Source organism: Streptomyces sp. NBC_01426 (genome assembly GCF_036231985.1).
Lineage (GTDB): Bacteria > Actinomycetota > Actinomycetes > Streptomycetales > Streptomycetaceae > Streptomyces.
The window spans coordinates 467,431-483,435 of sequence record NZ_CP109501.1; the positions used below are offsets into that span (position 1 = coordinate 467,431).

At 71.9% G+C, this 16,005-nt stretch carries 14 protein-coding genes and 1 tRNA gene; 4 read left to right on the forward strand and 11 right to left on the reverse strand.

Annotation, left to right across the window (positions count from 1 at the left end; genetic code table 11):
- Positions 1–44: 44 nt before the first annotated feature.
- The 8 genes from OG906_RS36425 to OG906_RS36460 all read right to left on the reverse strand — a co-directional run bounded on the left by OG906_RS36425 (position 45) and on the right by OG906_RS36460 (position 9,045).
- Positions 45–1,418 (reverse strand): cytochrome P450, encoded by a 1,374-nt coding sequence (locus OG906_RS36425; RefSeq protein ID WP_329448594.1) that lies wholly within the window; start codon positions 1,416–1,418, stop codon positions 45–47.
- Entirely contained in the window at positions 1,415–2,773 is a 1,359-nt protein-coding gene (locus OG906_RS36430; RefSeq protein ID WP_329448596.1) for an NAD(P)/FAD-dependent oxidoreductase, read from the reverse strand. The genes OG906_RS36425 and OG906_RS36430 overlap by 4 nt, the downstream gene beginning before the upstream one ends.
- Positions 2,770–3,933 (reverse strand): flavin-containing monooxygenase, encoded by a 1,164-nt coding sequence (locus OG906_RS36435; RefSeq protein WP_329448598.1) that lies wholly within the window; start codon positions 3,931–3,933, stop codon positions 2,770–2,772. The genes OG906_RS36430 and OG906_RS36435 overlap by 4 nt, the downstream gene beginning before the upstream one ends.
- 18 nt (positions 3,934–3,951) lie before the next feature.
- The gene (locus tag OG906_RS36440) at positions 3,952–4,428 is read right to left on the reverse strand and encodes a hypothetical protein (protein WP_329448599.1); all 477 of its coding nucleotides are present in this window, start codon (positions 4,426–4,428) and stop codon (positions 3,952–3,954) included.
- 14 nt (positions 4,429–4,442) lie between these two features.
- A complete protein-coding gene (locus OG906_RS36445) occupies positions 4,443–4,961 on the reverse strand; it encodes a type II toxin-antitoxin system RatA family toxin (protein WP_267797719.1) in 519 nt (172 codons plus the stop codon).
- Complete coding sequence (locus OG906_RS36450) at positions 4,954–6,174, reverse strand: aspartate aminotransferase family protein (RefSeq protein ID WP_329448940.1); 1,221 nt, start codon at positions 6,172–6,174, stop codon at positions 4,954–4,956. Before OG906_RS36450 ends, OG906_RS36445 begins: the two co-directional genes overlap by 8 nt.
- A 101-nt stretch (positions 6,175–6,275) precedes the next feature.
- Positions 6,276–7,412 carry an acyl-CoA dehydrogenase family protein gene (locus tag OG906_RS36455; RefSeq protein ID WP_267797720.1) on the reverse strand — a complete coding sequence of 379 codons (1,137 nt, stop codon included), beginning with the start codon at positions 7,410–7,412 and terminating at the stop codon, positions 6,276–6,278.
- Positions 7,399–9,045: an aldehyde dehydrogenase family protein gene (locus tag OG906_RS36460; RefSeq protein ID WP_443067498.1), complete on the reverse strand. Its 1,647-nt coding sequence runs from the start codon at positions 9,043–9,045 to the stop codon at positions 7,399–7,401. The genes OG906_RS36455 and OG906_RS36460 overlap by 14 nt, the downstream gene beginning before the upstream one ends.
- A 175-nt stretch (positions 9,046–9,220) precedes the next feature.
- On the opposite strand from OG906_RS36460, the gene OG906_RS36465 reads away from it, so the two are divergent.
- The 4 genes from OG906_RS36465 (at position 9,221) to OG906_RS36480 (ending at position 12,440) form a co-directional block, all read left to right on the forward strand.
- Positions 9,221–10,231, forward strand: a complete 1,011-nt coding sequence (locus OG906_RS36465) for a bifunctional lysylphosphatidylglycerol flippase/synthetase MprF (RefSeq protein ID WP_329448604.1) — start codon at positions 9,221–9,223, stop codon at positions 10,229–10,231.
- Between the two features lie 12 nt (positions 10,232–10,243).
- A tRNA-Phe gene (locus OG906_RS36470) sits at positions 10,244–10,328 on the forward strand.
- Between the two features lie 34 nt (positions 10,329–10,362).
- Positions 10,363–10,854, forward strand: a complete 492-nt coding sequence (locus OG906_RS36475; protein ID WP_267803126.1) for an SRPBCC family protein — start codon at positions 10,363–10,365, stop codon at positions 10,852–10,854.
- Positions 10,855–10,910: 56 nt separating this feature from the next.
- Complete coding sequence (locus OG906_RS36480) at positions 10,911–12,440, forward strand: hypothetical protein (protein WP_329448606.1); 1,530 nt, start codon at positions 10,911–10,913, stop codon at positions 12,438–12,440.
- A gap of 61 nt (positions 12,441–12,501) precedes the next feature.
- Here OG906_RS36480 and OG906_RS36485 read toward each other — a convergent pair whose 3' ends face one another.
- The 3 genes from OG906_RS36485 to OG906_RS36495 are packed head-to-tail and all read right to left on the reverse strand — an operon-like array spanning position 12,502 to position 15,754.
- Positions 12,502–13,443 (reverse strand): alpha/beta hydrolase fold domain-containing protein, encoded by a 942-nt coding sequence (locus OG906_RS36485; RefSeq protein ID WP_329448608.1) that lies wholly within the window; start codon positions 13,441–13,443, stop codon positions 12,502–12,504.
- A complete protein-coding gene (locus OG906_RS36490) occupies positions 13,440–14,303 on the reverse strand; it encodes an SDR family NAD(P)-dependent oxidoreductase (RefSeq protein ID WP_267803122.1) in 864 nt (287 codons plus the stop codon). Before OG906_RS36490 ends, OG906_RS36485 begins: the two co-directional genes overlap by 4 nt.
- A complete protein-coding gene (locus tag OG906_RS36495; RefSeq protein ID WP_329448941.1) occupies positions 14,300–15,754 on the reverse strand; it encodes a flavin-containing monooxygenase in 1,455 nt (484 codons plus the stop codon). The genes OG906_RS36490 and OG906_RS36495 overlap by 4 nt, the downstream gene beginning before the upstream one ends.
- Between the last annotated feature and the right edge of the window lie 251 nt (positions 15,755–16,005).

Below are 16,005 nucleotides of genomic sequence, written 5' to 3' on the forward strand. Positions count from 1 at the left end.
CCTGATACTGCTTCTCGACACGCCGTTCCCGACCGGTGACGGCGCTACGGACGGAGCCTGCGCACGACGCTGACCCGCGCCCCCCGCTTGGGGATCATGGTGATGTGGTTCATGGCGCTGCCCTCGTCCCCGGGATCGACGGCCCGCAGCTCCACGGCCCGCAGCATCCCCGCCATCACCGTCTCGACCTCCACCTGGGCGAACATGGCGCCGATGCACCGGCGCACACCGCCCCCGAACGGGATCCAGGCGTTCTGCGGCGGCGAGCCCTCCAGCCACCGCTCCGGGCGGAACCGCCTCGCGTCGGCGCCCCACAACCGGGGATCGCACTGCACGGCCCCGACGGACGGCAGCACCGCGACGCCCGCCGGAAGGCGGTAACCCCCCAGCTCGATCGGCTCGGTGAGCCGCCGGGCCACGTTGTGGATCACCGGCCGGACCCGCAGCGCCTCCTTGAAGACCGCGGTCCGGTACGCGTCCTTGGGATCGTCGAGCCCCTCGCGGACCCGCGCCAGGACGTCGGGGTGGCGCAGCAGCCGCTCGAAGAGCCAGGCGAGCGCGACCGCCGTCGTCTCGTGCCCCGCCACGAGCAGCGTCATCACCTCGTCGCGCACGACCTCGTCGTCGGGCTCGCTCTCCACCAGCATCGACAGGACGTCCGTGCGCCCGGGCCGCTCGGGGTCGCGCCGACGTCGGGCGATCTCCGCGTAGATCAGCGCGTCGGCGCGTTCGAGGTTGCGCACGACGTTGCGCCACGGCCAGACCTTGCCGAGCTCGGGGCGGATCCACACCAGGATGTCCGACAGGCCGATGTCCGACACCCGGCGCAGGGCCTCGCTCAGCTCCGCCGCCCGCCGCAGGTCGTCGACGCCGAACACCACCCGGACCATGATCTCCAGGGTGAGCGCGTAGGCCCGGTCCAGGAACCGGACCGGCTCCCCGATCGGCCAACTGCGCGCCTCCTGCTCGGCCATCTCCCGCATCGTCGTCGTCAGCGCGGCGATGCGGTCGTGGTGGAACGGGGGCATCATCCGCTTGCGCGCCGGCTTGTGGTCGGGGGCGTCCAGCGTCAGCAGCGAGTGGCGGCCGACGATCGGTACGAGGAGCGAGTTCCCCTCGCCCGCGTGGAAGACCTCCGGCGCGCCCCGGAACACCTCCTTGATGTGGTCGGGGTTGCGCAGGATGACGAACGGGCCGCCCGGCACCACCCGCAGGGTCACGATGTCCCCGTACCGGTCGTGCATCAGCGGCAGGTAGTGCTGGCGCCCCCGCCGGAACCTGATCGTCTGCCGCAGCACCGACTCCGACGGCCCCGGAGGCATCCGGTCCATCGACTCGGTGATCGACACGTTGCTGATCGACGCCGACGTCATCAACCGCTCGTTGGCGCTCGCGTTGTCGCGCCCGACCCTGCTCATGTGCTCTCCGTCCGTCGTGCGTGGCTGCTCCGCCCGGCCGGCGCGGCGCTCGGGCCGGGACCCGGCGCCGACGACCGTCCGGCCTCGGCGCCCAGATGGGCCAGGTAGCGGTCGAGCACCCGGTCCGCGAGGCGCCCCCGGGGCACCCACGGGCCCTTCGACCGCACCCACGGCAGGGCGAACGGCAGGTCGTTCCCGGCGCCCTCGACGATCCGGCGCGCCAGTTGGGCGCCGTTGTACGCCGAGACCGCGAGCCCGTGCCCGTTGCACCCCCCGGCGTGGAGCAGGCCCGGATCGTCGCGGTGCCGGCCCACGATGGGGAGCCCGTCGCGCGTCATGGCGATCGGACCCGCCCAGGAGGACTCGATCTCCACGTCGGCGAGCGTCGGGGACAGGGACCGTACGGCCGCCCGCAGCCGGCCCGGCGCGGGCGCCACGGAACCGAAGGGCCCCCGCCGCACCGCACCGCCGCCGACCACCAGCCGCCCGTCCAGCGTGAGGCGGAAGTACGGCGACAGCTCCCCGTGCTCGATCAGGGGCTCGGTGTGCAACCCGTCCAACGCGGAGAGGGCCTCCGGCGGGAGCTTGCGCGTCACCCCGGCCTGCACCCGCAGCCCCACCACCCCCGCCGGCGCGCCGGGCGCCGCGCCGAACGCGTTGACCGCCGTCACGACGTGATCGGCGACGATCTCGCCGTCGTCGGTGGCGAGCGTGGTCAGCAGCCCCCGCCGCACGGCGCGCACCGGACTGCGTTCGAAGACGGTCAGGCCGCGCTGCTCACCGATCCGGGCGAGCTGCCCCGTCAGCGCGGCCGGATCCAGCGTCGCGGCCTCGCCGTAGCGCAGTCCGCCGAGATGGCGGGCCGCGACGGCCGGCAGCTCGTCCCGCTCGACCAGCGCGACGGGCAGCCCCAGCGCCCCGGCGGCATCGGCCTCCCGCCACTGCTCCTCGGCGGCCTTCTCGTCGCGGGCGACGACGAGTTGGCTCCCCGGGGTCAGGTCGCACGCGATCTCGTGGCGCCGCACCAGGTCCAGGACGTGCCGGACCGCCGCGATCGACCACAGGTGCGCGGCGCGCGCCACGTCGTCGCCGTACCGCCGGCGGGCCACCCTCAGCGGCGGCCCCACCCGGGGGCCGAGCAGCCCGGTGCCCCGCCCGCTCGCCCCGGCCGCCACATGGTCGGCCTCCACCACCACGACCCGCAGGTCGGGGTCGAGTTCGAGCAGTTCGACCGCGGTGGACAGCCCGGTCAGCCCCGCGCCGACGACGGCGACGTCGCAGCGCCGGCGGCCGTGCAGGCGGGGGCGCGGGGCCGTGTCCTCGCCGCTCGCCCAGGGGGTCCCGGAGCCGTTCACCGGAGCCTCCCGCGCACGCCGGCGAGGGAGAACCGGCGGCCACCGGTGACGGCGCGGGCGATGGCCCGCGCGTCGACCGCCATGTCGGGCAGCTGGCCGGGCGGCAGCCGGTAGCCCTGGAAGTACATTCCGGGGGCGTGCGGCGCGGTCCGGCCGCCGTGCACGACGGGACGTCCGCCCGGCTGCGCCAGGACGCCGAGGTGCCCCAGGAAGCGTTCCATGTCGGGCCGTTGCCCCGTCGAGGCGATCACGACGTCCGGCTTGATGCTCGCGCCGCCTTCGAGGAGCACGGCCTTCTTGTCGAACCCGGTGACCCCGGTGACGACCTCGATCGACCCGTCCCGTACGGCGGGTATCAACCCGCGGTCGATGGCCCCGTACGCGTGCCCGATCCGGGCCACGCCCGCCATCGTGCCCTCCTTGGGGGCGGCCAGACCGTATTCCGACAGGTCGCCCCACTGCATCTTGTGCATCAGCAGACTGGCCCGGTTGACCAGCGCGTGCGGCAGCGGGCCGTGCTTGATGGCCTGGCACAGCAACGACGTGGTCGGGCTGAGTTTGAACAGCACCGGCATGTTGCGGATCGACATCCGCACACGGGACGCGCCGGCGTTCGCCACGGCCACGGCGATGTCGATCCCCGTCGGGCCGCAACCGACCACCAGGACGTCCTTGCCGACGAAGGAATCCGGCACCGTGTACGACCGGGCGTGCAGGAACTCGCCCTCGAACTCGTCCAGTCCGGGCCAGTCCGGCACGAAGGGCTTGCGGTGCAGACCCGTCGCGACGACGACGTTGCGCGTGTGCAGGTCCCCGCCCGACGTCCGGACCACCCAGCGGCCCGCCTCCCGGTCGACGCGGTGCACCTCCGTTTCGTAGCGCACGTCGGGGTCGAGGACCTCCACGTACTTCTTCATGTAGGCGAGGAAGTCGTTGCGCATCGGCCACGGGCCGAACTCCGCGGAGAGCCGCATGCCGGGCAGCGAACTCAGCCGGCGCCACGAGTTCATCCGCAGCGACGGGTAGTAGGCGTGCCAACTGGAGCAGGGGATCTTCTCCCGGTCGATGAGCAGGGGATCGAGACCGGCCTCCTTCAGCGTCCAGGCCACCGCGAGGCCGCCCGGCCCCGCGCCGATGATGATCGGGCGTTCACTGCTCACGGACATGTGTTCCTCACCTCAGACCCGTTCGGGCGTCGAATGGTGCGCGGTGTGCTGCGCGACGACGCGCTCCTCGAACTCCACGAACGCGGGGACCGCCACCGGCTCGAACCGCACGTGGAAGGACTTCAGGAAGTTGCCGAAGAGCGCGCGATCGCCGCACAGGTGGATCGGCACGGCGAGGAAGGCCCACTCGAAGCCCGCGACCGCCGCCCAGCCGCCGAGGACGACGGCGTGCGTGACGAAGCTGTGCATCGTGTTGTAGAGGACGTAGTAGACCTTCGGGATCCGACCGTTCTCGGCGCGCCGGAACGCGATCGCCCCCGGGATGTAGCCGATCAGGTCGATGTAGACGAACAGCAGCACCGCGACCCACCAGCGCACTTCCGACAGGTGCAACAGGAAGAGCACCGCGCTCACGACGAGCGCGACGGCGTACTCCGCCCGCAGCAGTCGGAAGGTCACCCGGCTCTCGAACCGGTTCACGTGATCCATCGCCGGCCCCCGAACTACGCCGACAGCGCGGTGTCGGGCTCGCGCCGGGCGCCCAGCCGCGCGGTCACCGCCATGGCCGTCGCCGGATCGCCGACGACGTGCGCCTCCCCGAGCAGCCGGTGCACGATGGTGGCGATGGCCTCCTTGAGCACCTTCGTCGCGATGGGCTCCAGCACGCCGGCCAGGCTGGGGATGCCGAAGTCGAAGGTTGCCTCGAACGTCACCTCGCAGCCACCCGCGATGGGTTCCACCCGCCAGGACCCGCGGAAGACGTCGAAGTCCCCGGCGGTCTGCTCGAAGACGATCCGACGCAGGTCGGGCTGGAGGTAGTCCACCTCGGACCAGCGCAGCGGACCGTTGCGGAAGAGGATGTCCCACTCGCTGACGAGCGGCTCGTCGCCCTTGTTCCCGTGGACGACGACGGAGCGCACCTCGTCCACGAACTCCGGGTACTTCTCGAAGTCGGTGATGCGCCGGTACGCGAGGTCCGCGTCCGCGGTGAACGACTGCAACTTCAATTCCAGGCTACGCATGGGCCGGCACCTCGTACTCGGGGTTCCGCTCGGCGACCGACCTGGCCGCCCGCTCGAACCGGTCGAAAAGAAAGGCCACGTCGGAATCGGTCATCGTCGCGGGCGGCGTGAGCCGCACGACGTGATCCGAGTTGAGCGAGAGGTTCGCGATGACGTCGTGGGTGACGAGCGCCATGAACAGGTCCGCCGCCATGGCCGGGTCCGCGAACTCGATCCCGATCAGCAGGCCCGCGCCGCGCACCTCGTACGGGTGGTGCGGCAGGTACGTGGCGATGATCCGCTCCAGCTCCGGTGTGAGCAGGGCGCCGAGCGCCGCGGCCCGCTCCACCAGCCCGTCCTCCCGGATCGCCAGGATCGCGCCGCACACGGCGGCCATCGCGATCGGCGCCGCCGAGAACGTCGAGGTGTGCAGGATCGGGTCGCGGTCCAGGACGGAGAAGGTCGCCTCCGTCGCGATGGTCGCCGCCACCGGGATCACCGCACCGCCCAGCGCCTTGCCCGAGAGCAGGATGTCGGGGCTGACGCCCTCGGCATCGCACCCCCACCACGCGCCGAGCCGGCCGAGACCCGACTGCACCTCGTCGACGACGAGCAGCGCGCCGTACCGGGTGCACACCTCGCGCACGGCCCGGAGGTAGCCCGGTGCCGGGATCACCACCCCGGCCTCGCCCTGCACCGGTTCGACGATCACGCAGGCCTCGCCCGGATGCCGGCTCAGCGTCCGCGTCAGCGCCTCGACGTCGCCGAACGGTACGTGTTCGACGTCCGGCAGCAGCGGCCGGAACGGCTTCTGGAACGTCTCCCGCGCGGTCACCGAGAGGGCGCCCATCGTCTTGCCGTGGTAGCCGCCCGTCATCGACACCAGCCGCCGGCGGCCGTTGAGCCGGGCGAGCTTGATGGCCGCCTCGACGGCCTCCGTCCCGGATCCCGAGAAGTGCACACGGTCCAGGCCCGGCGGGGTCACCGACGTCAGCAGGTCGGCCGCCCGCGCGGCCGTCGGGTCGAGGAAGATCCGCGTGCCGATCGGATGCGTCCGCAGCTGGCGCTCGACCTCGCGCACCACGGTGGGGTGGCGGGCACCGGTGATGAAGACCCCGTACCCCCCGACGTTCAGGATCCGCTGCCCCCGGCTCGTGGTGATCCACGCGCCGGACGACTCCACCTCCACCTGACCGCCCAGCACGTCGGCCAGGCGGGCGCGGCCCGAGCTCATCGTGCGCCGGTACGCCGACGCCACCCACGCGTCGTCCGTGACCGGCCCGTCGTCCGTCACCTGTGCGTTGTCCGTGCCTGTTCTGTCGGGCATCTGGTACCTCACTCGAACCTGAGTACGTCGCCGGCGAAATTCGCGGCCAGCGCCCGGCTGGTGCCGGCCTTGGACGGCGGATGGAAGCTCACGCAGTGACAGGCTGCGGCGAGGTACGCCACGTCGGGCGAGGAGATGAACGCCATGCCGCCCAGGGCCTCGACCGCCCGCTTCGCGGTGTCGACGATCGCCTCCTGGGCGCCGTACCGGGCGATCATCGCCTTGGTGAGGGCGGCGTTGTCGCCCTCCTTCGCGACCAACTGCCGGGCGATCCCCTCCAGCAGTTGAGCCGCGCTCTCGACGCGCACGCCCAGGTCCGTCACCTGCTCCGCGCTGAGCTTCCGGCTCGCGAACGCCCGCTCGACCAGGGCGCTGGCCATGCCCAGGTAGCAGGAGGTGATCAGCATCTCGAACCACATGAACCCGACGGTCTGCAACTCGTCGAGCTCGCCCTGCTCACCGATGTCGGTGGGCACGAGCAGCCGGTCGTCGACGAAGACGTCCGTCAACCGGACCTCGTCGCTCTCCGCCCCCGCCAGCACGTTACTGGCCCAGAACGGATGGACGGACACACCGGGCGTGTCCGCCGGCACGAGCATCAGCACCGTCTCGGATCCGCCGTCCTCCGCCGGCACCGAGACGCTGGCCGACAGCAGGTCCATGGAACGCGAGATGCTGCACGGACGCTTCGACCCGTTGACGACGATCCCGCCGTCCTTGCGCACCCCGCCGACCGTGGGCGACAGGATCCCCTGACCGGGGTTGCCCTCGGCGAACCCCGAGGACACCAGCAGGTTCTGCGTGGCGATGCCCTCCAGGAGCGCCCACTCCACACCGCTGGAGCGCAGGCTCTCGGCGAGCGTGAAGATGGTCGCCACCGAGAAGTGGTGCATCGTCGAGGCCACGGCCAGCGACGGCGCGGCCGCCCCGATCGCGCGGGTGACCTGGATCGCCTCCAGCGGTGTGGCGCCCGAACCCGAGTAGCTCTTCGGGATCACCAGCGCCGGACCGCCACTCGCCCGGAACAGCTCCAGGCCGCGGTTGCCGGGCTTCTCCAGCTCGGCGAGGGGGATCTCGGACAGCTTGCCCAGGAGACCCGGCAGGTACTTCTCACAGACCTCGCGGGCCTCGTCAAGCGTGCGCATCGCGCTCCTTCTCCTCGGACGGTCGCGCGGAATCGGTCGCGACGATGGACACCCCTTGGAGGTGCGTGGTCCGCAACACGGGGTAGTTGGCCTCGCCGAACGCCCCGCCCGTCAGCCCGGTGCCGCCGTGCGAGGGCAGCGGTGCGGTGAAGGCGATGTGCGAGTCGTTGACCTTGAGCAGACCGCCCTTGACCGTCTCGGACACGAACCGGTCGATCACCGACTCGTCCCGCGCCCACAGCGAGTTCCGCAGCCCGTACAGGTTCGTGTTCACGAACTCGACGAAGCCGTCGAACAGGGTGTCGTCGTCGGCGTGTTCGGGGACGACGATCGGCAGCAACGGGAAGAACGTCTCGTGCTTGACCACGTCCGCCTCGCGTGCCCCGCGCAGACCGTCGACCCGGAGCACCGTCGGTTCGAGGAAGAACCCGGAACTGTCCCGGGTCCCGTCGATCTGCATGCCGTGGCCGCCGGTGACGACGGTCGCGCCGTGCTCGACGGCGTCGGCCAAGAACTGGTTGAACTTGTCGTGGCGCAGCACGGGGGAGAGCAACACGCCCTCCTCGTCCGGGTAGCCGGGACGCAGCGCCTTCGCCCGCTCCACGACGCGGGCGATCAGGTCGTCCGCCACGTCCGGGTGGACGACCGCCTGGTTGGGGATCATGCAGAGCTGGCCGGAACCGTAGAAGCTCTCGACGAGCGCGTCGGCGGCCCGGTCGAGGTCCGCGTCCTTCCAGACCAGGACCACGTCGTTGCCGGCCAGTTCGAGGATCGGCTTCTTGCCGGCCTCGATGCACCGGCCCTCCAGCTTGAGGCCGCTGGGGACGTCACCGAAGTACATGATGTCGTCCACGTGCGGGCTGTTGATCCAGGCGTCCAGCATCGGCCCCGGATGCCCGCACACGATGTTGAGGAGGCCCGGCGGGGCGCCGATCTCGTCCAGGATCGGCGCGATCAGGTGCCGCAGCGCGTACGTCACGCCGAACGGCGCGGTGCGCGGGGCGCGTACGACGGCCGCGTTGCCCCCGGGAATGCACATGGTGCCCAGGAGCGCGCTGACCAGCGGCGCGTTGGCGGGCGGCGTGATGCACACGACGCCGTCGGCCTGCCGGCGGACGATGTTGCGACGCCCGTCCACGGCGAACTCCTGCCACAGTTGCCCGCGCAGGTACTGCGTCGTCTCCTTCCGGGTCAGCTCGCGCATCCCGGAGATCTCCCACTTGGCGAGCTCCAGCGGATGACCCTCCAGGGTCAGCAGCCGGACCAGCTCGTCGCCGTGTTCGTCGATGGTGGCGCGCAGCAGCTCCATCCAGCCGTCGAACCGCGTCGCGAGCGGTACCGAACGCCAGATCCGGGTCGCCTCGGCCGCGGCGGCCAGCGCGTCCAGGGACGTCTCCTTGTCGGCGACCGCGACCCGGCCGGCGATCACGCCCTCCGGAACCTCGTCGGGCGAGATCCTGCCCGACTCGAGTTTTCGCTTCAGGCTCAGGCTCGCGAACGAATCGTCCAGGACGGCACGTGTAGAGAGCACGTACACCCACTGGCCGCTCTCCACGTCCTTTCCGCGGACGTAACTGCTCAGAGAAGGTATGGGTCGGGAATCGACGTTCGCTGTCAAAGTGACCTCTGCAATCTGGATTCCGATGACAACTCGGTGGCGGTGGGCCGCCTGCGTCAGTGGTGCGTCATCGCAGTATCGACGGCCGCTCTGAAACGCCCCTGACGTCTCCCGGGACGTGACGTCGGACGGGCGTCAGAGGGGGTCGCTAACGTCTGTTCCAACGCATCGCCGATCGTGGGGACAGCGCATGAAGGTGCCCGATTCGCTCCAACCGCAGGACCACGCCTCGATGGTTTCCGCCCTTGAGCGGTACGCCGACAATCCGAGCGCATTCCTCGCCCTCAACCGCGGCAACGAGTACTTCACCTTCACCGGCATCGAGGGATTCATCTGCTACCGGCCGCACGGCCGGCGGTGGATCCAATTCGGGGGACCCTTCACCGGGGAGCCGGGCCGCAGGGAATTGCAGTCCCGGTTCCTGGAACACGCGCACCGCAAAGGCCGCAGGGTCGTCGGTGTGCAACTCCAGCGCGAGGACGCCGAACTGTTCGCGGAACTGGGACTCACCGTGAACCAGGTCGGGGCGTCCTATGCCGTGGAACTCACGGATTTCAGTCTGCGCGGCAAACGCTTCGTACGACTGCGGAACAAGATCTCCCGCGCCCAGCGCGCGGGGCTGGAGGTCTCTGCGGTCGATGCAGAGGCCGACGCGGTCGCCGGCGAGATCGCGGACATCGACGCGAGGTGGCTGCGGGAGAAGGGGAAGCACACCAAGGAACTGACGTTCCTGATCGGCGAGATCGGCGGACCCTGGCAGCCCCTGCGGAAGCTGTTCGTCGGCAGGATCGACGGCGCCGCGATCGGCTACGTCTCCTACGCCCCCGTGTACGGATCACGTCCCGGCTGGCTGCACGACCTGAGCCGGCGGCTGCCGGACTGCCCACCGGGTGTGATGGAGGCGATCAACTCCCACGCCATCGACCACGTCCGGGCCCTGGGGGCGCCCTGGCTGCACTTCGGGTTCACGCCGTTCACCGGCCTGGACGAAGCCCACCGACTGCCGACCGCGAGCCGCGCCGCCACCCGGATGATCCGTCTGATCGCCGAACACGGTGACCGCGTCTATCCCGCCAAGAGCCAACTCGAATACAAGTCGAAGTGGTATCCGAACGCGGTGCTGCCCGAATACTTCGCCTTCGACGGGGGGATATCGCCGCGTTCCCTGTGGAGCGTGGTGCGTGCGACGAACATCCTGTGAGAGAACGACCCTGGAAGGGTACTCGAAGCGGCCGAACGAGGTCCGGGGAAACCCGGTCGGGCTCACGCCCACGCAGGTTCGAATCCTGCTCCTTCCGCTCCGCCCCCACCGAGCACAGAACGGATCCCGCTGTGACCGAAGTCCGTTTCGTCGCGACCTGCAATGCCCCGCTCGACGTCACCTTCGCCTATCTGGACGACTACCGGAACGTGACCGAATACTGGCACGGGATGACGAGTTACAAGCCGGTCGGAGCCCTCGACCACGGCCCCGGGTCGATCTACGAGGCGATATCGAAGATGGGTCCGTCCACCCTGAAATCGACCATCGAGACCGTCGAATGGGAGAAGGACGTCCGGATCGCCTACACGTCGGTGTCCGGCATGGACTCGAACACGACCTTCGATTTCGCCGCCGTCGACGCGACCCACAGCACGGTGGAATTCCGCATCGAGTTCCGGCTGCCCGGTGGAATCGCCGGCAGGGCGATCGAGAAGACGCTGGAGCCCTTCGTGGCCACCGCCGCCCGGAACACTGCGGCCAACATCTCCAAGCGGGTCGCCGAGTACTACGAGGTGGTGCGCGCCGACACCGGACGCGGGGCCGCCGACCTCCCGAAGTAGTGGCGACGGCCGCACGGCCCCGCCCCGGCCCGAGGCCGGAGGGAAGGGAGCGTCACGTGGTCGAACCCGCCCCGACCCCCGGGAGCCGGGCACCGCGCCGCCCGGTGACGCAGCCGCCACCGCCCCACGCGCCCGACGTGCTCGCCCGGGCCTGGCGGCTCGACCACGCGCTGGACACCGACGCGTTGGGGCGGGCCCTCGGCGCGCTCACCCCCCGGGCGGGGGAGGAGGCGTCCGAGCCCCCGACCGTCGTCGACGTACCGGACCTGTCCGCGCTCCGCGACCTGTTGGCCGCGCGCGCGGCCGCCCGCCCGGACCCGTCGGCCGCACGCGCGGCCACCGGGACCGATCCGTCGGCCCCGCCGCGCCCGCGCGTCGAACTGTTCCGGCTCGGGACGCGGGACCACGTCCTCGTCGTCTCCGCCGGCCGCGGCCCCTGGGACGGTTGGGCCGAGGGCGTGTTCCGCCGCGAACTGGGCGCGCTGTACGCGCGCGAGGCGCACGCGTCTCCCCCGTCCGCTCCGGCGCGCCCGCGCGGCCGGGCGGCCCGGCGCCGCGTGACTCCGGAGGCACCACCCCTCCCGCGTCCCGCGGCGGATCGTTTCACCGCCGCCGTGGTGCGCCACCGGTGGGACCCGGCGGTGCTCGCGGGCGTCGAAGCCCTCGCGCGGCGGTGCCGGGTACCCCGGTTCGTCGTCCTGCTCGCCGGACTGGAGGTGCTGCTCGCCCGCTGGTCCGGGGCTCCGGAGGTCACCGTCCTCATGGCGCACCACGGCGCCGTCGATCCGATCCCGCCCGAGCGCGCGGGCCGCCGCCCGGCCGACCCGGTCGCGTTGCTGCGCCGCGCCTACCGTCCCGACGAGCCCTTCGACGCGCTCGTCGTGCGCGAGGCCGCCCGGCCGGGACTCGACCCGGACGGCGCGCCGGCGTCCCCGACCCGGTTCTCCTTCCGGGTGGTCGGCGAACCGGCGCCCCTGACCCTGCCGGGGGTCGCTGTCACCGAGGTCACCCCGCTGCTCGCGCACGGCGGCCCGAGGCCCGCCCCGTGCGACATGTCCCTCGACGTGACCGCGACGGACCTCGTCCTGCGCTACGCCGAGGAACTCTTCGACGAGGCCACGGTGCGCCTGCTCGCCCGCCACTACGGCGACCTGCTGGCCGCGGCCGTCGCCGACCCGTCCGCCGCGGTCGGCTCGATCCCCTTCGCTCCGCCGGCGCGTGCGGTGCGCGCGCCCGGCGCGCTCGCCGCACTGCTGGGAACGCTGCCCGACGCCCCGGGCGGCGCCGCGACCGGAGCCCGGATCATCGACGACACGGACGGGACGCGGCTGCCGGTCGGCCTGCGGGGCCGGCTGCAACTGGAGGTCCGCAGCGCCGCCGGCGCCCGCCGATGGGTGGACACCGCCGCGTTCGGCTGGTGCACCCCGCGCGGCGGCATCCTGCTCGACCGGCTCCCGGCGCCCCCCGAACCGGCGCCGTCGCCGCCCGCGCGCCGAACCTTCCGCGGCGACGCCGCAGCGGGCATGGCCTCGCAACTCGCCGTGCTGTGGGCGCAGAAGCTCGGCCTGGCGCCGGCGGGACCCTGAAACGCGGGTGGGCCCCGCCCCTCGGCCGTCATCCGGCCGAGGGGCGGGGCCCACCCGCGTTTCAGGAGGAGCGCACCGCATCGCGACCGGCGGCCTCCGCCTGCCCGCGCGACCAGTTCGCCGTCAGGAAGTCGCCGATGTCGCGCAGCGACGCGGCCGCCTCCGCGACCAGCCCCGCCTGCGCCTGCGCCGCGTGCCACAGGACGGCGCTCTCCGCGTAGCGCAGCCGCACGCCCGCGCGCCGCAGGGCCACGGCGAGGTCGAGACACTGGGAGTACAGGAGTTCGCGGGTGTTGGTGTGGAGGTAGGTCGGCGGCAGCCCCGCCATCGGACCGAGCAGGGGGGCGTACCGGGGGTCCGCCGGATCGCCGGTACCCAGGTAGGCGGCGGCGCAGGCGAGCGCCCACCGGCGGTTGATCACGAGATCGCGGCTCCGGTCGGCCACCAGGTTCGGGTTCGCCCAGGGGGAGACCAGGACGAGGGCCGCCGGCCGGCGCCCCGGGTCGGAGGCGAGCAGTTGGGCCGCCGCCAGGGCCACGGCCCCGCCCGCCGAGTCGCCGGCCAGGACGATCGTGTCGGGGGCGTGGCCCTCCGAGGTCGTCAGCGCGTCGAACGCGGCGAGCGCGTCCTGCGTGGACGCCGGGCAGGGGTGCTCGGGCGCCAGGCGGTAGTCCGGCAGGTAGACGGGCCGCCGGATCTCGCGGGCCAGGTGCGCGGCCAGCGAGCGGTGGGTGGCGGGCGAGCCCACCGTGTGTCCGCCGCCGTGCAGGTACAGCACGGCCCCGGTCCCGGACGTCGGCCCGACGGTGACCCGTTCGGCGGGCCGCCCGCCCAGGTGGAGGGCCTGTACGGAGGTGTCCGGCGGCAGCGGTTGCAACCGCGCGAAGCCGTTCAGCAGCGCGCGCTGCGCCGCGTACGGCAGCCGGTGGTGGAAGGCGAGCCGGAAGCCGGGGTGCAGCAGTACCCGCGCGAGCGGCAGCGGCAGGGTCGGCAGCGACCTCACGACGTGCTCCCGGGCCGCGGGGCGATCCTGATGAGGCGGGACATCCAGGTCCCGAACCGTTGGGAGCCCGTCGGACTGACGCGGCCCAGCAGGTCGAGGGCCTTGGCCTCCGCGCCCACCAGGACGCGCGCCCGCCCCCGCGCGACGCCCTCGACGATGGTGTCGGCGGCCATCTCCGGGCTGTGCAAGGCCAGCCGCCGGTCGAAGGCGCGCGCGATGCCGGCCGCGTCCAGTCCCGCCGCGGCCGTGGCGTTGCGCGCGACGGCGGTCTTGATGCCGCCGGGGTGCACACAGGTCACCCGGACCGGATGCCGGGCCAGCAGCATCTCCTGACGCAGGCACTCGGTGAACCCGCGCACCGCGAACTTGGAGGCGTTGTAGGCGCTCTGCCCCGGATAGGTGATCAGCCCGAAGAGGCTGGAGACGTTGACGACGTGGCCGTCGCCGGACTCGATCAGATGGGGCAGGAAGGCCTTGGTCATGTTCACCACGCCCCAGAAGTTCACGTCCAGAACGCGTTCGATGTCCTTGAACGACTCCCGCGCCACCTCGCCGTAGAAGGCGATGCCCGCGTTGTTGTACATCTGGTTGACCCGGCCGAAGTGCGCGCGGACCTCGTCCGCGTACGCCAGCACGGCCTCCCTCTCGGTCACGTCGAGCCGGTCGACCTTGACCCCGACGCCCTTGGCCTCGCACCGCACCGCGGTCGCCTCGGCGCCGTCGACGTCGATGTCGCAGAGCGCGAGATCGGCGCCGAGGTCGGCGAGGCGCAGCGCGAGCGCGCGACCGATCCCCGATCCCGCACCGGTGATGACGACGACTTTCCCTGCGAAGCCGGCGGCTTCCGCTTTCCTGGTCATTGTGGTCCTCGGGTCGTGACGTGGAAGGCGTCGATGTCGAACTTCCGCGTGATCCGCCGGAATTCGTACGAGAAGCCGGGCCACATCGTGGTGTTGTCGCCGTGCTTGTCCAGGTACCAACTGGCGCAACCACCGGTGTTCCAGACGGTCCGGGACAGTCGGTGGCGCAGCATCCGGGAGAAGTCCTCCTGCGCCTCGGCGCGGACCTCCAGCGAGCGGACGCGCCGTCGCCGCATGGTCGCGAGGGCATCGACCAGGTAGTTCACCTGGGACTCGATCATGAAGATCATCGAGTTGTGGCCGAGGCCGGTGTTGGGGCCGACCAGCAGGAACATGTTGGGGAAGTTCGCGATCGCCGTGCCCTTGTAGCACTGCCGGCCCACGGTGTCGAAGACCTCGCCGAGGCTGCGGCCGTCCTTGCCGCGGATCCTGCGGTAGGTGGGGGAGTCGGTCACCCGGAACCCGGTGGCCAGGACCAGGGCGTCCACCTCGCGGACCGTTCCGTCCGCGGTGACCACGGACTTCTCCCGGATCTCCGCGATGCCCTCGGTGACGAGCGAGACGTGGTCCTGCCGGAAGGTCGGGTAGTAGGTGTTGGAGAGCAGGATGCGCTTGCACCCGGCGCGGTATTCGGGCGTGAGCCGGCGCCGCAGGGCCGGGTCCGGCACCTCGCGCCGCAACTTGGCCCGGGCGAACGCCCCGACGGGCCGCATCAGCGCGGGCCGCTTCGCCAGGGCGACGGCCTGCGCCTCGTGCGCCCAGTAGATGCCGCCGCGCACGAGCCGCTGGTAGAAGGGCACGTACCGGCACGCGAGGCGTTCGAGCGCGGAGTACGGGCGGTCCATGCGGGGCAGCACCCACGGTGCGGTGCGCTGGTACACCTGGAGTTCGGCGACCCGGGGGGCGATCGCGGGGACGATCTGGACGGCCGACGCGCCCGTTCCGACGACCGCGACCTTCAGGCCCTCCAGGTCGCTGCCGTGGTCCCACCGCGCCGAGTGGAAGATCTTCCCTGCGAAGGTGTCGATCCCCGGTATGTCCGGCAGCGACGGCTCGCACAGGGCGCCGAACGCGCCCACCAGGACGTCCGCGACGAACAGCCCCCGGGAGGTCTCGACCTCCCACCGGGCGGAGTCCTCCACCCAGCGCGCGGCGAGCACCTCGCACCCGAAGACGTGCCGGTCCCGGACGCGGTACCGCCTCGACACCCGGGTGATGTACGCCTGGATCTCCGGCTGGGTGGAGAACGACCGGCTCCAGCCGGGGTTCAGGGCGAAGGAGTACGAGTAGAGGTGCGACGGCACGTCGCACGCCGCACCGGGGTAGGTGTTGTCACGCCACGTGCCGCCGACGTCGTCGCCCCGTTCGAGGACCAGGAAGTCGTGCCACCCCTCGCGACGGAAACGGATCGCGGCGGCGAGCCCCGCGAGCCCCCCGCCGATCACGAGGATCTGCGTGCGCCGGCCCGGTGCGACCGGGGGACCGGCCCGCCCGGACGCCGTGGGCGCGGCGTCTGTCGTCTTGTTCTGGTTTGTAGGACTCAAGGGGGGATCAGATCTCCCGTCACACCCGTCCCGAACGATGGACCCGGATGGTCCCAGATGGCATCTGACGGGCCTCTGAACCGGCCCCGTGCGCAGGGCAGAACGGTGTCAGAGCCGTTCCGGAGGATGAATCGTCCGCTCTTGGCAATCGAGCAGGT